18 protein-coding genes are annotated in these 17,656 nt (G+C 64.6%); all 18 read right to left on the reverse strand.

Annotation, left to right across the window (positions count from 1 at the left end; all coding sequences use genetic code 11):
- Nucleotides 1-13 precede the first annotated feature (13 nt).
- The 18 genes from BLQ58_RS03150 to BLQ58_RS03235 all read right to left on the reverse strand — a co-directional run bounded on the left by BLQ58_RS03150 (nucleotide 14) and on the right by BLQ58_RS03235 (nucleotide 17,654).
- Nucleotides 14-652, reverse strand: a complete 639-nt coding sequence (locus tag BLQ58_RS03150) for a HupE/UreJ family protein (protein ID WP_092594637.1) — start codon at nucleotides 650-652, stop codon at nucleotides 14-16.
- A 57-nt stretch (nucleotides 653-709) separates the two neighbouring features.
- On the reverse strand, nucleotides 710-1,012 hold the full coding sequence (locus BLQ58_RS03155) for an urease subunit gamma (RefSeq protein WP_092594639.1): 303 nt from the start codon (nucleotides 1,010-1,012) through the stop codon (nucleotides 710-712).
- 86 nt (nucleotides 1,013-1,098) lie between these two features.
- A complete protein-coding gene (locus BLQ58_RS03160) occupies nucleotides 1,099-1,980 on the reverse strand; it encodes an urease accessory protein UreD (RefSeq protein WP_175459841.1) in 882 nt (293 codons plus the stop codon).
- Between the two features lie 102 nt (nucleotides 1,981-2,082).
- Nucleotides 2,083-2,775 (reverse strand): urea ABC transporter ATP-binding subunit UrtE, encoded by a 693-nt coding sequence (gene urtE, locus BLQ58_RS03165; protein WP_092594641.1) that lies wholly within the window; start codon nucleotides 2,773-2,775, stop codon nucleotides 2,083-2,085.
- 2 nt (nucleotides 2,776-2,777) lie between these two features.
- Nucleotides 2,778-3,626, reverse strand: a complete 849-nt coding sequence (gene urtD, locus BLQ58_RS03170) for an urea ABC transporter ATP-binding protein UrtD (RefSeq protein ID WP_092594643.1) — start codon at nucleotides 3,624-3,626, stop codon at nucleotides 2,778-2,780.
- The gene (gene urtC / locus BLQ58_RS03175) at nucleotides 3,623-4,822 is read right to left on the reverse strand and encodes an urea ABC transporter permease subunit UrtC (protein WP_092594645.1); all 1,200 of its coding nucleotides are present in this window, start codon (nucleotides 4,820-4,822) and stop codon (nucleotides 3,623-3,625) included. The genes urtD and urtC overlap by 4 nt, the downstream gene beginning before the upstream one ends.
- Nucleotide 4,823: 1 nt before the next feature.
- Nucleotides 4,824-6,461, reverse strand: coding sequence for an urea ABC transporter permease subunit UrtB (gene urtB, locus BLQ58_RS03180; RefSeq protein ID WP_092594647.1), 1,638 nt, complete (start codon nucleotides 6,459-6,461; stop codon nucleotides 4,824-4,826).
- Between the two features lie 202 nt (nucleotides 6,462-6,663).
- Entirely contained in the window at nucleotides 6,664-7,923 is a 1,260-nt protein-coding gene (gene urtA, locus BLQ58_RS03185; protein WP_092594649.1) for an urea ABC transporter substrate-binding protein, read from the reverse strand.
- 388 nt (nucleotides 7,924-8,311) lie between these two features.
- Complete coding sequence (gene cyoD, locus BLQ58_RS03190; RefSeq protein WP_092594651.1) at nucleotides 8,312-8,662, reverse strand: cytochrome o ubiquinol oxidase subunit IV; 351 nt, start codon at nucleotides 8,660-8,662, stop codon at nucleotides 8,312-8,314.
- The gene (cyoC, locus tag BLQ58_RS03195) at nucleotides 8,663-9,307 is read right to left on the reverse strand and encodes a cytochrome o ubiquinol oxidase subunit III (RefSeq protein WP_092594653.1); all 645 of its coding nucleotides are present in this window, start codon (nucleotides 9,305-9,307) and stop codon (nucleotides 8,663-8,665) included. It lies immediately after the preceding gene.
- A gap of 5 nt (nucleotides 9,308-9,312) precedes the next feature.
- The gene (gene cyoB / locus BLQ58_RS03200) at nucleotides 9,313-11,286 is read right to left on the reverse strand and encodes a cytochrome o ubiquinol oxidase subunit I (RefSeq protein ID WP_092594655.1); all 1,974 of its coding nucleotides are present in this window, start codon (nucleotides 11,284-11,286) and stop codon (nucleotides 9,313-9,315) included.
- 8 nt (nucleotides 11,287-11,294) lie between these two features.
- Nucleotides 11,295-12,263, reverse strand: a complete 969-nt coding sequence (cyoA, locus tag BLQ58_RS03205) for a ubiquinol oxidase subunit II (RefSeq protein WP_029050831.1) — start codon at nucleotides 12,261-12,263, stop codon at nucleotides 11,295-11,297.
- Nucleotides 12,264-12,855: 592 nt separating this feature from the next.
- Entirely contained in the window at nucleotides 12,856-13,329 is a 474-nt protein-coding gene (locus BLQ58_RS03210; RefSeq protein WP_029050832.1) for a MaoC family dehydratase, read from the reverse strand.
- A gap of 64 nt (nucleotides 13,330-13,393) precedes the next feature.
- Entirely contained in the window at nucleotides 13,394-13,846 is a 453-nt protein-coding gene (locus BLQ58_RS03215; RefSeq protein WP_029050833.1) for a MaoC family dehydratase, read from the reverse strand.
- A 64-nt stretch (nucleotides 13,847-13,910) separates the two neighbouring features.
- Nucleotides 13,911-15,029 (reverse strand): acyl-CoA dehydrogenase family protein, encoded by a 1,119-nt coding sequence (locus BLQ58_RS03220; protein ID WP_029050834.1) that lies wholly within the window; start codon nucleotides 15,027-15,029, stop codon nucleotides 13,911-13,913.
- A gap of 13 nt (nucleotides 15,030-15,042) precedes the next feature.
- Nucleotides 15,043-16,245 (reverse strand): acyl-CoA dehydrogenase family protein, encoded by a 1,203-nt coding sequence (locus BLQ58_RS03225; protein ID WP_092594657.1) that lies wholly within the window; start codon nucleotides 16,243-16,245, stop codon nucleotides 15,043-15,045.
- A 90-nt stretch (nucleotides 16,246-16,335) separates the two neighbouring features.
- Complete coding sequence (locus BLQ58_RS03230) at nucleotides 16,336-16,803, reverse strand: DUF1178 family protein (protein ID WP_029050836.1); 468 nt, start codon at nucleotides 16,801-16,803, stop codon at nucleotides 16,336-16,338.
- A gap of 206 nt (nucleotides 16,804-17,009) precedes the next feature.
- Nucleotides 17,010-17,654: an NUDIX domain-containing protein gene (locus BLQ58_RS03235; RefSeq protein WP_029050837.1), complete on the reverse strand. Its 645-nt coding sequence runs from the start codon at nucleotides 17,652-17,654 to the stop codon at nucleotides 17,010-17,012.
- Between the last annotated feature and the right edge of the window lie 2 nt (nucleotides 17,655-17,656).

Consider the following 17,656-nt stretch of genomic DNA (forward strand, 5'->3'; position numbering starts at 1 on the left):
TCCTTTGCGAACGTCAGGCCACCAGCAGGCCAACGCCGTACAGCGCCACGCCCGCCCCGGCCACGCGCGCCATCCAGCCCGCATGGCGACGCAGGAACGCGCCAACGCCGATACCCATCACATGCAGCGTCATGGTGCTGACGGCAAAGCCGCCAACATAGGCCAGCACGCCGGCCAGCGCGGCCGCAGTGGCCGGCAGCTCCGCACCGTGCGCGTAGCCGTGGAACAGCGCAAAGCCGCCGACGATGGCCATGCCGGACAGCGCCGACAGCTTCGCGCGCATCGCCACCAGCAGGCCGATCACGAGCAGCGAGACGGCGATCATCGGCTCCACGGCCGGCAGCGTCACGCCGGCCAGCCCCAGCGCGGCACCCACCAGCATCATCGCGACGAAGGCCAGCGGCAGGCGCAGCATGTCCAGCTTCGACGCCCCCTGGCCGAAGGCACCTTTCGGCGTGGCGATCAGTGCGCTCCAGACACCTACGGCCGCCATCGCGAGCAGGTGGTCGGCGCCCGTGAACGGATGGGCCAGGCCCGCGAACAGGCTGGCGCCCACCGTGGCTGCGTCGTGACCGGGATGGGCGAAGGCGGAGACGGCGGCCAGCGAGAGCGTGGCGCCGGTCAATACGCGGGCGAAAGTCGGGCGTTGCATAGGGTTGGTCCTCTTCTTGTTGAACGTTCGGTTCGGGCGATGGGCCGGGTAATGGATTCAGACGATCGGGTGATGCACGGTGACCAGCTTGGTGCCGTCCGGGAACGTGGCTTCCACCTGGATTTCCGGAATCATCTCGGCCACGCCATCCATGACATCCTCGCGGCGCAGCACCGTGGTGCCTTCGTGCATCAGCTCGGCCACGGTGCGGCCGTCGCGGGCCCCTTCCATGATGGCGGCGGTGATCAGCGCCACCGACTCGGGGTAGTTGAGCTTGAGCCCGCGCGCCCGGCGGCGCTCGGCCAGCAGGGCGGCGGTGAAGATCAGCAGCTTGTCTTTCTCGCGCGGCGTCAGTTCCATGTTGGCTTTTCCGTTCTGGTGTTCTTGTTGGCGTTCTTGTTGGCGTTCTTGTTGGCGTTCTTGTTGGCGTTCTTGTTGATGTGCCGTCAGGTGGCCCAGAGCCGCAGGGGGCGGGCCGGCACGCCGTGGATCGGCATGCGCAGGGTGTTCCAGCAATCGATCATCACGTGGCGCACCGCCTCCATGTCGCGGCCCAGCACGCGGACCAGCAGCATCGACTGGCTCGCCGGTTGCCCACGGCCCGCCAGGCAGGTCACGCCGGCCCGGAGGTCGGGGCGATACGGCAACCGCTCGGCCAGCGATTCGGCCAGTTCCTGCGTGGCGCCCTGCCCCACGGCCCACAGCGTGGCCATAATGGGCAGGCCGTCCATGCCGGCCAGCGCGCCGCGCAACGGCGACGCGGCGTCGAGATGCGACTGCTCGATCCACAGCGCGCGATCCGGGCCGGCAATACGCGTATCGAGCCACAGCGAGCCGCGGGCCCAGTGTTCGCCTGAAGCCAGCCGGCCGAGCACCACCGCGTCCCAGCCGATGGCGCTGCCGCCGGGCGCCACCACCACGTCGGTAGCAAGGCGCGCGCGGGCATCGTCGAACACGATGTTCTCCTGCGGCAGCCAGTCCAGCTGCGCCCCTTCGGCCACTTCGATACGCACCTGCTGCGCCGCGTCACGGCCCTGCGACTTGTACCACTTGGTGGCGCCAGGCGTCGCCAGCACGGCGTGCGCACCGGCTTCCACGGCGATGTCGATATCGAGCAGGTCGCCCCCGGCCACGCCGGCCGGCGGGTGCAGCACCACGCCATGGCAGATGGCCCCTTCCGGGTAGAGCGGCTTCTGCACGCGCAGCGGACCCTCGTGCCGGCGCTCGACCATGGCGGTGCGGCCCGCGCGTTCGGCAAAGCGCAGGCGCAGGCTGGCGTGCCAACCCACGGGCATGGCGAGTGACGAAGGAAAATCCGGATGACGCATGATGAAAGAGGCAGGCGCGGGGCGCGCGGAGGTATCCCACGGATCATAGCGCGCGGCCGCCGTCACCGGAAGGCGCGGCAGCACGCATGCCACTGGCAGGCATCACACCGCGATCAGTTCCCGCACGCCGTCCTGTTCCATCGTCGCGCCCGCGCCCTTGGCCACCACTTCGCCCCGGCTCATCACCACGTAGTGATCGGCCAGATGGCGCGCGAATTCGTAGTACTGCTCCACCAGCAGCACGGTCATGCCGAACTCGTCCACCAGCAGGCGCAGCGCGCGGCCGATGTCCTGGATGATCGACGGCTGGATGCCCTCGGTCGGCTCGTCAAGAATCAGCAGCTGGGGCTCGCTCATCAGCGCGCGGCCGATGGCCAGCTGTTGCTGCTGCCCGCCCGACAGGTCGCCGCCCCGACGCTGGCGCATCGTGCGCAGCACGGGAAACAGTTCGTAGATGCGGTCGGGCACGCCGGCCGGCTTGCCACGGCTGGCGGCGCCGATCAGCAGGTTTTCCTCGACGGTCAGGCGCGGGAAAATCTCCCGTCCCTGCGGCACGTAGGCCAGCCCGGCCGACACGCGCTCATAGGGCGCCTTCTTCTCCAGCGCCTTGCCGTCCCAGCTGACGCTGCCGCTGCGTGTGGGCACCACGCCCATCAGGCATTTGAGCAGCGTGCTCTTGCCCACGCCGTTGCGGCCCAGCAGCGTTGTCAGCTTGCCGTGCGGCACTTCGAACGACACATCGCGCAGGATATGGCTGCCGCCGTAGAACTGGTTCAGTACATTGACCTGCAGCATGGTTATCTTCCCAGGTAGGATTCGATCACGCGCTCGTCGCGCTTGACGGCGTCGAGTGTGCCCTCGGCCAGCAAACTGCCTTCGGCCAGCACCGTCACGCGGCCGGCGTCGCCCGCCAGCGCGGCCACGAACTCCATGTCGTGCTCCACGACCATCATCGAGCAGCTGCCGCGCAGGCTGTTGAGCAGCGCCGCCAGTTGCATGGTTTCCTCGTCGGTCATGCCGGCCACGGGTTCATCGAGCAGCAGCAGCTGCGGCTGCTGCATCAGCAGCATGCCGATCTCCAGACGCTGCTTCTGGCCGTGCGACAGCAGGCCGGCGGGCCGGTAGGCCTCGTCCTCCAGGCCGGTCAGCGCCAGGGTTTCCTCGATCCGGCGGTGCCCTTCGCCGGTCAGCCGCGCACGCAGCGACGACCACCAGCGCTTGTCGGCCTTCATCGCCAGTTCCAGGTTCTCCCACACCGCGTGCTGCTCGAACACGGTGGGCTTCTGGAATTTGCGGCCGATGCCGGTCTGGGCGATCTTCGGCTCGGTCATCCGCATCAGGTCGATGGTCTGGCCCAGGAACACGCGCCCCGTGACGTTGGCGTTGCGCGGGCCGGTCTTGCCGGTGATGACGTCCATCATGGTCGTCTTGCCGGCGCCGTTCGGGCCGATCACGCAGCGCAGTTCGCCATGGTCGATCGACAGCGACAGCTTGTTCAGCGCGCGGAAGCCGTCGAATTGCACGGTCAGGTCCTCGATGTAGAGGATGGGCCCGTGCGTGGTGTCGATGACACCGGGTTCGACGATGCGGCCCAGGCCGGTGGCGTCTCCGCTCTCTGCCTGTTGCAGTCCCAGCGCGGCGTTCATGCGTTGCTCCCTTGTTGCGGCGCCACCGCCGGTTCCTCGGCGGCCGCCTCGATCTTTTCAGCGGCGGTGCGCTCGCCGCGAAGGCGCCGGATCAGGCCCACCACGCCATCGGGCAGGTACAGCGTCACCAGCACGAACATCGCGCCGAGCAGGAACAGCCAGTACTCGGCAAAGTAGGCCGTGAACATGGTCTTGGCGCCATTCACCAGGAATGCGCCGATGATGGGGCCGATCAGCGTGCCGCGGCCGCCCACGGCCACCCACACCGCCATCTCGATCGAGTTCGCCGGCGACATCTCGCCCGGATTGATGATGCCCACCTGCGGCACGTACAGCGCGCCGGCAATGCCGCACAGCACGGCCGAGAACGTCCAGACGAACAGCTTGTAGCCCAGCGGGTTGTAGCCCGAGAACATCACGCGGGTTTCGGCATCGCGCACGGCGGTCACCACGCGGCCCAGCTTCGACGTGACGATGTAGCGGCACGCAACGAAGCCGGCCACCAATGCCAGGAACGTCAGCACGAACAGGGCGGCGCGGGTCTGCGGCGCGGCCACCGCGAAGCCGGCGATGCGCTTGAAGTCCGTGAAGCCGTTGTTGCCCCCGAAACCCGTCTCGTTGCGGAAGAACAGCAGCATCGCGGCGTAGGTCATGGCCTGGGTGATGATCGACAGGTACACGCCCTTGATGCGCGACCGGAACGCGAAGAACCCGAACAGCCACGCCAGCACGCCGGGCACCAGCACCACCAGCAGCAGCGCATACGGCAGGTGCTCGGTGCCATGCCAGAACCAGGGCAGTTCCTTCCAGTCCAGGAACACCATGAAGTCGGGCAGGTCGCTCTTGTAGACACCCTCGCGGCCGATCGAGCGCATCAGGTACATGCCCATCGCATAGCCGCCCAGCGCGAAGAACAGGCCGTGGCCCAGGCTCAGGATGCCGCAGTAGCCCCACACCAGGTCCAGCGCGATGGCCGCCAGCGCAAAGCACATGATCTTGCCGAACAGCGTCAGCGCGTAGGCCGACAGGTGCAGCGGATGGGACTCCGGCAGCACCAGCGCGCAGATGGGCACGCCGATGGCCACGACCACGGTCAGCAGCACCAGCAGCGTCCATACGCGGCCCGAGAACAGCGGCTGGCGCTCCGGCACCGACAGCTTGAACGCCTTGCGGGATGAAGAAGAAAAGCTGCTCATGTCAGGCCTCCGCGCTGCGCCCCTTGAGCGCGAAAAGTCCCTGCGGCCGCTTCTGGATGAACAGCACGATCAGCACGAGGACGAAGATTTTGGCCAGCACCGCGCCGTAGAACGGCTCGATGAACTTGTTGATGATGCCGAGGCCGAACGCCCCGACGATGGTCCCGGCCAGCTGCCCCACCCCGCCGAGCACCACGACCATGAACGAATCGATGATGTACGCCTGCCCGAGGTCGGGGCCCACGTTGCCGATCTGCGACAGCGCGCAGCCGCCCAGCCCGGCGATGCCGGCGCCAAAGGCAAACGCGTAGCTATCCACCTTCCACGTGCGCACGCCCACGCACGCTGCCATGGTTCGGTTCTGCGTGGTGGCGCGCACGAACAGCCCCAGACGGGTACGGTTCAGCACGGCCCACGCCACGGCCACCACGGCCAGCGCGAACAGGATGATGACCACGCGGTTGTACGGGATCACGAGCCCGGCCATGGCATCGAAGCCGCCGCTCATCCACACCGGATTGGCCACCTCCACGTTCTGCGCGCCGAAGATCGTGCGCACGGCCTGCATCAGCAGCAGGCTGATACCAAACGTGGCCAGCAGCGTTTCGAGCGGACGGCCGTACAGGTGCCGCAGCACGATGCGCTCCAGCGCGAAGCCGACCACACCAGCCGCCAGGAACGACGCCGGGAGCGCCGCCACCAGGTACCAGTCGAACGCGTTCGGCGCATAGGCGCGGAACAGCGTCTGCACCACGTACGTGGCATAGGCGCCGATCATCAGAAACTCGCCGTGCGCCATGTTGATGACGCCGATCAAGCCATACGTGATGGCCAGGCCCAGCGCCGCCAGCAGCAGCACGCTGCCCAGGCTCAGGCCGGCGAACAGGTTGCCCAGCAGTTCGGCGCGGCGCTGTTCGCTGCGCAACTGGTCGATGGCCTGCTGGGCGGCCACGCGCACGTCTTCGTCGGGCTCCTTGTACTTGCCGGCATCGTCCTTTTCCATCAGCGGCATCAGCTTCTGGCGCGACTGCGGGTTGCGGTCGCTGCCCAGGATGCGGATGGCATCGAGCCGTGCATCGCGTGTGGCCTCGGTGCCCTGCGCCAGTACGGTATTGGCCCAGATCACATCCAGGCGGGCGCGCAGCCCGGCATCGGCCTCGGCCTTGCGGGCCGCTTCGACCGCCTCGCGCGACGCGTTCTCGGGCTGGTCGAACAGCGTGTTGATGGCCTGCGTGCGTACCGCGATGTCCGGCGACTGCAGCAGCAGGCTGCTGGCGGCACTGTCGACGATGGTGCGCAGGCTGTTGTTCAGCGTCAGCGATTCCAGCGCGTCGCTCTTGACGGCGACGGGCTTGCCGCTGATCGCATCGAGATATTTGTCACCGTCCTGGCGCACCATGCCGACCGATGGCTCGTACTGCAGCGCATCGTCCTGCAGTGCCTTCAGGATCGGGCCGGCCTGGTCGGCCGGTGCCTGCGTGACTTTGGCGAGCGCGGCGGTCTTGGCGTCGAAGTCGTCTTCGGCCAGTGGCTTCAGGTCGGCCTGCGTGAGCGGCGTGGCGGCCCAGAGCGGGGCAGCGGCCAGCAGCAACGCGGCGAGCATGGCGCTCAGCCATGAACGGATATGGGGTCGGTGCATTCAGGAGCCTGGTTCGCGCGATGGATCGCGTCTTGGGGTTGTTCTGGCCTTGCTCCCCTCTCCCGCTTGCGGGAGAGGGGCTGGGGGAGAGGGCTCGACGGTTCAAACCGGCACATGACACAACTTGAACCTCAACGCCCTCTCCCCCACCCCTCCCCCATTTCATGGGAGAGGGGAGCGCATATCCGCGGAAAGCAGCAAATCAATTCCCGCCGACCTTGTCGGCCTTGCCTTCGTTACCCGCGATGAACGGGCTCCACGGCTGGGCGCGGATCGGCTTCGGCGTCTTCCAGACCACGTTGAACTGGCCGTCGCCCTTGACTTCGCCGATCATCACAGGCTTGAACAGGTGATGGTTGTCGCCCATGGTCAGCGTGAAGCCGTCCGGCGCCTTGAAGGTCTGGCCGTACATGGCGGCGCGCACCTTGTCCACGTCGGTGGTGCCGGCCTTCTTCACGGCCTGGGCCCACATGTGGATACCAACGTAGGTAGCTTCCATCGGGTCGTTGGTCACGCGCTTGTCGCCGCCGGGCAGGTTGTTGGCCTTGACCCATGCCGCCCACTGCTTCTTGAACGCGTCGTTCTCGCCGTTCTTGACCGACATGAAGTAGTTCCAGGCGGCCAGGTGGCCCACCAGCGGCTTGGTATCGATGCCGCGCAGTTCTTCCTCGCCCACCGAGAAGGCCACCACCGGCACGTCCTTGGCCTTCAGGCCGGCGTTGCCCAGTTCCTTGTAAAACGGCACGTTGGAGTCGCCGTTGATCGTCGAGATCACGGCCGTCTTGCCGCCCTGGGAGAACTTCTTGATGTTGGCGACGATGGTTTGGTAGTCGCTATGGCCGAACGGGGTGTAGACCTCTTCGATGTCCTTGTCGGCCACGCCCTTGCTCTTCAGGAACGCGCGCAGGATCTTGTTGGTGGTGCGCGGATACACGTAGTCGGTGCCCAGCAGGAAGAAGCGCTTGGCACCGCCGCCTTCCTTGCTCATCAGGTATTCCACGGCCGGGATGGCCTGCTGGTTCGGCGCGGCGCCCGTGTAGAACACGTTCTTGGACATTTCCTCGCCTTCGTACTGCACCGGGTAGAACAGCAGCGCGTTGGTCTCTTCATAGACCGGCAGCACCGACTTGCGCGACACCGACGTCCAGCAGCCAAACGTGACAGCCACCTTGTCCTTGGTGATCAGCTGACGGGCCTTTTCGGCGAACAGCGGCCAGTTGGAAGCGGGGTCGACCACCACGGGCTCGAGCTTGCGGCCCAGCACGCCACCGCTCTTGTTGATCTCGTCGATCGTCATCAGCGCCACGTCCTTGAGCGAAGTCTCGGAGATGGCCATGGTGCCCGACAGCGAATGCAGGATGCCGACCTTGATCGGTTCCTTCGTCTGCGCCATCAGCGGGCTGGTACCGATCATCGCCGCGGCGGCTACCGCCGACAGCTTCAGCATGTCACGTCGTTTCATTGCAGCTCCCATTTTGTCCAATTTGTCGTATGTGGTCAGGGACTACGCACCCCGGGTAACGCTTCTGCAACTAGCGTGCCAAGGGCAGAGACGACCGCAGACCGTTGCCGGGCAACGGCGGCAAGACAAATCGGATGGGACGGTTCGGAGGCGCACCAGTTAGGTGCCAGGCTTGCGGAGGGGCAGGAACGGACGCATGCACCGGCGTCGTGCATCGGCCCGATGCGGTGCATGGCTGGAAGGGATCGGTGCGCAGCGCACCAGAGGCAAGATTCCGGGCTGGGCCGCGTGGGGTCGCCCACGCGCCGGGGGTTGGGGCCACCCCAGGACAATGCAATAAAAAACGGGGCCGCAGGGGCCCCGTTTCTTCAGATACCGGTGACGACGGTCACTTGCTCATCCACGGCATCATGTTGGCGTTCATGTTGTGCATGATCCAGAGCGAACCGGCGAGCACGATGAACAGGATCAGGACAGTGAACAGCAGTGCCATCACGTTCCACTTCTGGCCATCCGAGCCGTCCAGGTGCAGGAAGTACTTCAGGTGCACGATGATCTGGACAACCGCCATGCCCAGGATGATCCAGAGCGTGGTGGCGCGGTCGATCGAGCCGTCCATCACGATCTTGAACGGGATCACGGTCAGGATCACCGCCAGGACGAAGCCGATCACATACGACTTGACGCTGCTGTGGCCGTGCGACGCGCCATGGGCGGCGCTTGCGTGTTGCTGTGCCATTTACATTGCTCCCATCAGGTAGACCACGGTGAACACACCGATCCAGACCACGTCCAGGAAGTGCCAGAACAGGCTGAGGCAGTTCAGGCGCTTGGCCACTGCCGGGGTCAGGCCCTTCTTCGACAGCTGGTACATCAGCACGAGCATCCACAGCATGCCGCTGGCCACGTGCAGGCCGTGGGTGCCCACGAGCGTGAAGAACGACGACAGGAAGGCGCTGCGGCTCGGGCCGGCACCTTCATGGATCAGGTGCGCGAACTCGTTGATTTCCATCGCCATGAAGCCTGCGCCCAGCAGGAACGTCACGGCCAGCCAGAACATCACGCGGCCGCGCTGCTGGTTCTGCATCGACACCATGGCAAAGCCGTAGGTGATCGACGAGAACAGCAGGATTGCCGTTTCCACGAGCACGTAGTTGAGCTCGAACAGCTCCTTGCCCGACGGGCCACCCGCCACTTCGCCGCGCAGGACGGCGAACGCGGCGAACAGGCACGCGAACAGGATGCAGTCGCTCATCAGGTACAGCCAGAAACCGAAGATGGTGTTCTCGCTGGTGTCGTGATGGGCGTGGTCGTGCGACTCGTCGTGCGAGTGCGCATGCGCGGGGGCTTGCGCCCCAAAGCGGTCAAGAACTTCTGTCGACATCGTTATCAGCCCTGTGCAGCCACACGCTGCTGGTAGCGGGTTTCGATCTGCTCGACCTCGGCGGCCGGCACGTAATAGTCGATGTGGTCATCGTTGGCGCGGCGGATGAACGCCACCACCATGCCGACCAGGCCAACGGCGGCAAGCCACCAGATGTGCCAGATCAGCGCGAAGCCCAGCGCCAGGCTCCAGGCACCCATGTAGAAGCCGGCAGCTGTGTTCTTCGGCATGTGGATCTGCTCGAAGCCGCTGGTCGGCAGCTTCTCGCCACGGGCCTTCATGTCGGCGAACGCGTCCAGGTCACGCACCACCGGGGTGTGTGCGAAGTTGTAGAACGGCGGCGGCGACGACGTAGCCCATTCCAGCGTGCGGCCACCCCATGGGTCGCCCGTCACGTCGGCCAGCTTCTTGCGGTCGCGGATCGATACGACGATCTGCAGCACCTGGAAGAAGATGCCCAGCGCCACGAACACCACGCCCACCACGGCCAGATGCAGCCAAGGCGTCCATTCCGGGTTGTTCGTGTGGTTCAGACGACGGGTCATGCCCATCAGGCCCAGCACGTACAGCGGCATGAAGGCGAAGTAGAAACCGACGATCCAGCACCAGAAGGCGCACTTGCCCAGACGCTCGTTCAGCTTGAAGCCGAACGCCTTCGGCCACCAGTAGGTGATGCCGGCCAGGTATCCGAACAGCACGCCGCCGATGATCACGTTGTGGAAGTGGGCGATCAGGAACAGGCTGTTATGCAGCACGAAGTCGGCTGCCGGCACGGCCATCAGCACGCCGGTCATGCCGCCGATCACGAACGTGATCATGAAGCCCAGCGTCCACAGCACCGGCGACGTGAACTGCACGCGGCCACGGTACATCGTGAACAGCCAGTTGAAGATCTTCACGCCCGTCGGGATCGAGATGATCATCGTCGTGATGCCGAAGAACGCATTCACGTTGGCGCCGGAGCCCATCGTGAAGAAGTGGTGCAGCCACACGATGAACGACAGCACCATGATCGCGCTCGTTGCATAAACCATCGACTTGTAGCCGAACAGCTTCTTGCCCGAGAACGTGGCGATGATTTCCGAGAAGATACCGAATGCCGGCAGCACCAGGATGTAGACCTCGGGGTGGCCCCAGATCCAGATCAGGTTCACGTACATCATGGCGTTGCCGCCACCGTCGTTCGTGAAGAAGTGCATGTCGAAGTAACGGTCCAGACCCAGCAGGGCCAGCGACACCGTCAGCACCGGGAAGGCGGCCACGATCAGCACGTTCGTGCAGAAGACCGTCCACGTGAACACCGGCATGCGCATCAGGGTCATGCCCGGGGCGCGCATCTTCAGGATCGTCACCAGGAAGTTCACGCCGGTCAGCAGCGTGCCCAACCCTGAAATCTGCAAGGACCAGAGGTAGTAGTCCACCCCCACGCCCGGGCTGTAGTCCAGGCCCGACAGCGGCGGATAGGCCAGCCAGCCCGTACGCGCGAATTCGCCGACCCCCAGCGAGATGTTGACCAGCAGCGCGCCGGCCACGAACAGCCAGAAGCTCAGCGTGTTCAGGAACGGGAACGCCACGTCGCGCGCGCCGATCTGCAGCGGCACCACGAGGTTCATCAGGCCCGTCATCAGCGGCATGGCCACGAAGAAGATCATGATCACGCCGTGGGCCGTGAACACCTGGTCATAGTGCTCGGGCGGCAGGAAGCCGGTGGCGCCGTTGGTGGCAACCGCCAGCTGGGTACGCATCATGATGGCGTCGGCAAAGCCGCGCAGCAGCATGATCAGCGCCACCAGCGAGTACATCACGCCGATGCGCTTGTGGTCGACCGAGGTAATCCACTCGACCCACAGGTAATTCCACTTCTTGAAATACGTGATCGCACCGAGCAGCCCCAGCCCGCCAAGGGCCACGCAGCTCAGCGTGATCATGATGATCGGCTCATGAAACGGAATCGCCGACAAACTCAATTTGCCAAACATCATTGCTCCTAGATTTGCGCGCCCACGGCCGGCTTGGCCGGCGTGGTCATGGATACACGCTCTTCGCCAAGCGTGTTACGCGACGTGCAGACCGGACCGCCATCGAAACCTTCGCGGGCCATGGCACGGCCGTCGTGCCCCATGTATTGATGCAGGATGCCGGTGAACAGGCCGTCTTCGATCTTGCCGAAGTACGTCACCGGATCTGCTTCGCTCGGCTTGGCCAGGACCTTGTAGTCCTCGGCGCCGAGCTGCTTGCTGGACGCGCGCACCTGTTCCACCCACTTGTCGAAATCGAAATTCGACATGGCGATGGTCTTGAACTTCATGCCCGAGAAGCCGCCGCCGCTGTAGTTGGCGGACATGCCGTCGTACGTGCCGGCTTCATTGGCGATGAGGTGCAGCTTGGTCTCCATCCCGGCCATGGCGTACACCTGGCTGCCCAGTTGGGGGATGAAGAACGAATTCATGATCGAATCCGACGTGATCTTGAAGTTCACCGGCGTGTTCACCGGCAGCGCCAGCTGGTTGACCGTCGCGATCTTCAGTTCCGGATAGATGAACAGCCATTTCCAGTTCATCGCCACGGCTTCGACCTGCACAGGCTTGACGTTCGACTCAAGCGGCTTGTAGGGGTCGAGATCGTGCGACGACTTCCAGGTGATGATGCCCAGCGCAATGATGATCAGGCAGGGAATCAGCCAGACCACGACTTCGATCTTGGTCGAGTGCGACCAGTCGGGGTCGTACGTGGCCGACGTGTTGCTGGCGCGATACTTCCACGCGAACACGATCGTCAGGATGATCACCGGCACCACGACCAGCAGCATCAGCCAGGTGGCAATCAGGATGATGCCCTTGATGTCGACGCCGACTTGCCCTTTCGGGTTCATCAGCGCGTAGTCGCAGCCAGCCAGCAGGAGCAGGCCAAGGCAAGGCAGGTACCGCATCAGGCGCGGCATTGTTGATGTGTTCATGTCACGACGGTCTGGTTGCGCCACGCCTGTGCACAAGCGAGGCACTGCCGCCTGCTGCACGAGGCAACGGGCTGGCTGGGCTGGGAAAAACCGGGGACGTGTCCAAAGCAGGCGCAAGCGTTGATGGGGCGAGCAAGCACCGGCGGACCATGCGGCCGGGCAACGCCGTGAGCGCGGCTGGACAGCAACTGACGACTGCGTGCGCGAAACGCCGGGGGCGGAAGCGTGCGCTGAGGTAACCGACTGCCTGAACTGCGATCGTTCCCGGTTCGGAGCAGCCACCGGGACAAGCGTTGTGTCACGATGCTCACGCGATTTCCGCCTGCTTTTGACCGACCCGCCAGCGCAGCGAGCACGGTCTCCGAGCGGATATCGCATTACTTAAAACATCGTTGGGCGCGAATGTACCGCAACGCAACATTGCGGGTAAACCCAAACACAACGGAAACACTGTTCTTTTAACCGGACAATGTTTTTGATGTCGCGCAAAGGAAACAGATCACGCCGTGAACGTATTTGTCATGCGATTCTTCTGGACAAAAGAAAGGGGCCGCGTTCTAGCGGCCCCTCTGCCCTGCCCACCTGCCAGGCGCTACGAGTAGCGCCGGCTGATCGATTCCGCCACGCAGACCGGCCGATCGCTGCCCTCGCGTTCGATAGTAACCTCCCAGGTCGACTGCGCGCCGAGCAGGCCGTTCGGCAACGGATCGAGCCGCTCGACCTTGAGCAGCTTCACGCGCGCGCGCAGCTTGCTGCCGACCGGCACCGGCGAGGTGAATCGCACACGGTTCAGCCCATAGTTGACGCCCATCTTGACGCCTTCCATGTGGATGGCGTTCTGCATGAACTGGGGCAGCAGCGACAGCGTCAGGAAACCATGCGCCACTGGGGCGCCAAACGGCGACTCCCGCTTGGCGCGCTCGACATCGACGTGGATCCACTGATGATCGCCCGTCGCCTCGGCAAACAGGTTCACCTGCTGCTGCGTGATTTCGGACCAGTCGCTGACGGCCACTTCCTGGCCCTGGAGGGACTCCAGCTCTTCCAGCGATGCAATGGTGCGCATATGACTTGTCTCCTAATGTCTTATCGTCTTGTTGCCACGGCTTGCTGCCGCGCTTGCACGGGCCTCAGGCCGGGCGGCGCTTGTACATGCCCATGCCCTTGACCGTACACACGACCTCGCCCTTCTGGTTCGTGCCAACCCACTGGGTCAGCACCACGCCGCGGTCGGGCTTCGAACTCGACGGACGCGTCTCCAGGATCTTCAGCACGGCGGTCAGCGTGTCGCCGGCATAGACCGGCTTGATCCAGCGCACCTCGTCCACGCCCGGAGACCCCATGCTGGTGGAACGGTCGCCCATCGACTGTACCAGCAGCCGCATGATGATGCCGCAGGTCATCCAGCCGCTTGAAATCAGGCCGCCGTAGATGCTGCTTTCCGCCGCGGCCTTGTCGATATGGAATGGCTGCGGATCGTATTGGCGCGCAAACGTGAGGATCTCCTCCTCGGTGACGTGGTAGCTACCGAGCGGGATCTCGCTGCCGACGACATAGTCTTCGAAGTACATCTTGTTGGACATCGTGGGCTCCAAAGCAAAAAACCGCGCTCGGGGTCGCCGGCGCGGTTCAGGTCAAACGCTACGATCAGGCGGCTTCCTGGAAGCCCGGCTGGCTCGCGAAGCGGCCCAGGTGATGGTCCACGTCGCCGAACGTCGTGTTGATCAGCGTCAGTCGCTTGAACATGTGCGCGGCCGGCAGTTCGTCGGTCACGCCCATGCCGCCGTGGATCTGTACGGCCTCCTGACCGACCGAGCGAGCCGCCTGACCCACACGCGCCTTGGCAGCCGACACGTAGCGGCGGCGGTCTTCCGGCGACGATTCCTCGAAGCGGGCCGCAGCCAGCAGCGTGATCGAACGCGACTGCTCGGCGTGGATGAACATTTCCACCATGCGGTGCTGCAGCGCCTGGAAGCGCGCGATGGGCACGCCGAACTGCTGGCGCGTCTTGGCGTACTCGAGCGTGGCGGCGTTCAGCGTATCCATCACGCCAACGGCCTCGGCGCACAGCAGCACGGCGGCGTAGTCGGCCGTCGCCTCCAGCACGTCGAAGCCCTTGCCCTCGGCGCCCAGCAGCGTGGCCGGGGCGTCGGCAAACGTTACGTCGGCGGCGCGCAGGTTGTCGATCGTGCGGTAGTCCTTGACGCTGACGCCGGCCCCATTCGTATCGACCAGGAACAGCGAGATGCCATCACGATCGGACTGGGCGCCGCTGGTGCGGGCCGACACCACCAGCTTGTCAGCCTGGGCACCGTGGATCACCACCACCTTGCGACCGTTGAGCTTGCCGCCCTTGGCCGTCACCGTCACGTTGTTCAGTTCGTAGCGCGCCTGGGGCTCGTTGAACGCCGTGGCCAGCTTCACCTCGCCGCCGGCCACCTGTTCCAGCACCGCCTCCTGGCCACCGGCCAGCTTCAGCGCTTGCGCGGCCACCACGGTGGCGAAGTACGGCTCGACGACCAGGCCACGGCCCAGTTTCTCCTGCACCACCATCATGTCGACGGCCGTGCCCGAGAAACCGCCCTGCGCTTCCGGCACCGGCAGCGCGGTCAGGCCCAGTTCCACCAGGGCGCCCCAGGCCTGCTCACCGTACCCGGCATCGGTCTTGATATTCTTCCTGCGCGATTCGAAGTCGTAGCTTTTTTCGACAAAACGGCGAATCGCGTCGGCCAGTTGCTTCTGTTCGTCGCTGAGATTGAAGTTCATGTCGCGTGTCTCCTCACAGCCCCAGAATCATCTGGCTGATGATGTTCTTTTGAATTTCGTTGGAACCACCGTAGATCGACGTCTTGCGGTAGTTGAAGTAGTAGGCGGCCAGCGGCGCGGCATCGTCGTAGCCGGTCACGGCATGGTCGTGCTCGCATTCGAGGTAGGCGGTGTCGAACGGCTGGGCGTACGGGCCCACGGCCTCCACCATCAGCTCGGTCAGCATCTGCTGGATCTCGGTACCCTTGATCTTGAGCATCGAGGCTTCCGGACCGGGACCCTTGCCGGCGGCTTCGCTGGACACCACGCGCAGCACCGTGATTTCCAGCGCCATCAACTCGATTTCCAGCGCGGCCACCTTGGCGCCGAACACGGGATCGGCCAGCAGCGGCTTGCCGTTCTTCTGCTGCTGACGCGCCACGCGCTTCAGGAAGCCCAGTTCGCGCTTGGAGTTGCCGACGCGGGCGATGCCGGTGCGCTCGTGGCCCAGCAGGTATTTCGCGTAAGTCCAGCCGCGGTTCTCTTCGCCCACGCGGTTTTCGACCGGCACCTTCACGTTGTCGAAGAAGACTTCGTTCACCTCATGCTCTTCATCGAGCATGATGATCGGTCGCACGGTGATACCGGGCGTCTTCATGTCGATCAGCAGGAACGAGATGCCTTCCTGTTTCTTGGCTTCAGGGTCGGTGCGCACCAGGCAGAAGATCATGTCGGCGTGCTGGCCCAGCGTGGTCCAGGTCTTCTGGCCATTCACGATGTAGTGCTTGCCGTCCGACGTCAGTTCGGCGCGCGTCTTCAGCGACGCAAGGTCAGAACCGGAGCCAGGCTCGGAATAGCCCTGGCACCACCAGTCGGTGCAATCGAGGATACGCGGCAGGTAGTACGACTTCTGCTCGGCATTGCCGTACTTCATGATCACGGGCGCGACCATCGCCACACCGAACGGCAGTACGCCGGGTGCGCCGACGCGGGCATTTTCCTCGTCCCAGATATGGCGTTGCGTGGCGTTCCAGCCCGTACCGCCGAACTCCACCGGCCAGTGCGGCACCGACCAGCCCTTGCCGGCCAGGATCTTGTGCCAGCGCACCAGATCGTCGCGGTTGGGGCGGCGGTGGTTGAGCACCTTTTCGCTGATTTCCGCCGGCAGGTTGGCTTCGAGCCAGCTGCGCACTTCCTGACGGAAGGCGTTGTCCGCCGCCGAGTAGTTGAGATCCATGCCCGTCTCCATAGGTGGTGCCGGCGGGCGCCGGCCGATTGTTTTACCTGCGCATCGCTGCGCTGGTAAAACCGGGCACAGGATGCTTGTTCAGTGGGCCGTCTGCTTCAATGCGTCCGGCACGATGAGCGGAAAGGTGTCGATGCCTTCTTCAGCCAGCGCCTGCACTTCCTCGGCGGTGGCCGAACCGCGAATGCCGCGTTCGGGCGCCTCCTCGTAATGCATGCGCCGCGCTTCCTCCACGAAGCGGTCTCCCACGTCCTCGGTCTGCGCCAGCACCCGCCGCACGGCCTTCAGGTAGTGGGCCTGCAGCGCCTGCATCATCTGCTGGGCTTCGGCCTTGCCTGGCTCGCCATCGCGGCCCTGCGTCAGCGCCGGCTTCGCGGTAGCACCTGAGAGATTCAGGCGCGGCGCGCTGGGCAGGCGGCTGACCGCATGGTCGCCACAGACCGGGCATTGGACGAGGTCGCGTGAAATCTGCGATTGCGCATCTTCCTCCGAGGCAAACCAGCCCTCGAAACGATGGTCTTGCGCACAGCGCAGGTCGAGCACCTTCATGATCTTTCCAGCCCGTCGGGGCAATGTTAGCTGTGAATCGAAATTTTGTGAACGGTCGTGCTAATTTTTTTGCAGCCGTTTTTGCCTGGCAGGATGCGTCGGAAACACAATCCCGCCGATAGCCGCCTATTTGGGCGCAGGGCCCTGAAAAATCAAGGGAAAACCCGCGGGTCGCGCCTCGCCAAGCTTAGCAGCAAAGCGACGTTCTAGCCCGCCGCCCGGGCTGCCGGGAACGGTGGCTCGGCCTGTTCACCGGGTTGCCAGATGCCCGAGACGATCTTCTCCAGCCAGAATGCGCCGATGATCGTCTTCACATCGGTAATACGGCCTTGCCGCACCCAGTCAATGACCTGGCCGACAGGCGTGACGAAGGTTTCAAGGAACTCGCCGTCATCGAGCTTCGACTCGCCGGCCGTCAGATCGCGAGCCAGGAACAGGTCGATGAATTCCGTCGAATAGGAAATTACCGGGTGGATGCGTGTCAGGTAGTCCCAGCGCGTCGCCGTGTAGCCGGTTTCTTCCAGCAGTTCGCGTTTGCCGCACACCAGCGCGCCCTCTTCCGGGTCGAGCTTGCCGGCCGGGAATTCGAGCATGACTTCGCCCACCGGGTAGCGGAACTGGCGCTCCATCAGCACGGTGCCATCGTCGAACAGCGGGATCATCATGACCGCGCCCGGATGCAGCACGTACTCGCGCCCGGTCTGCTTGCCGTCGGGCAGACGCACGATGTCTTGCTTGAGGGTCAGGAATTTGCCGCGGTGGATGGTTGCCGAAGCGACCGGCGTTTCGCGGAGATGGTCGTCCGAGACTTCGGATGACTGGGAGGAAACGGGAAGAGTCTTGTCGGTCATAC

This window comes from Ralstonia sp. 25mfcol4.1 (assembly GCF_900104095.1).
Lineage (GTDB): Bacteria > Pseudomonadota > Gammaproteobacteria > Burkholderiales > Burkholderiaceae > Cupriavidus.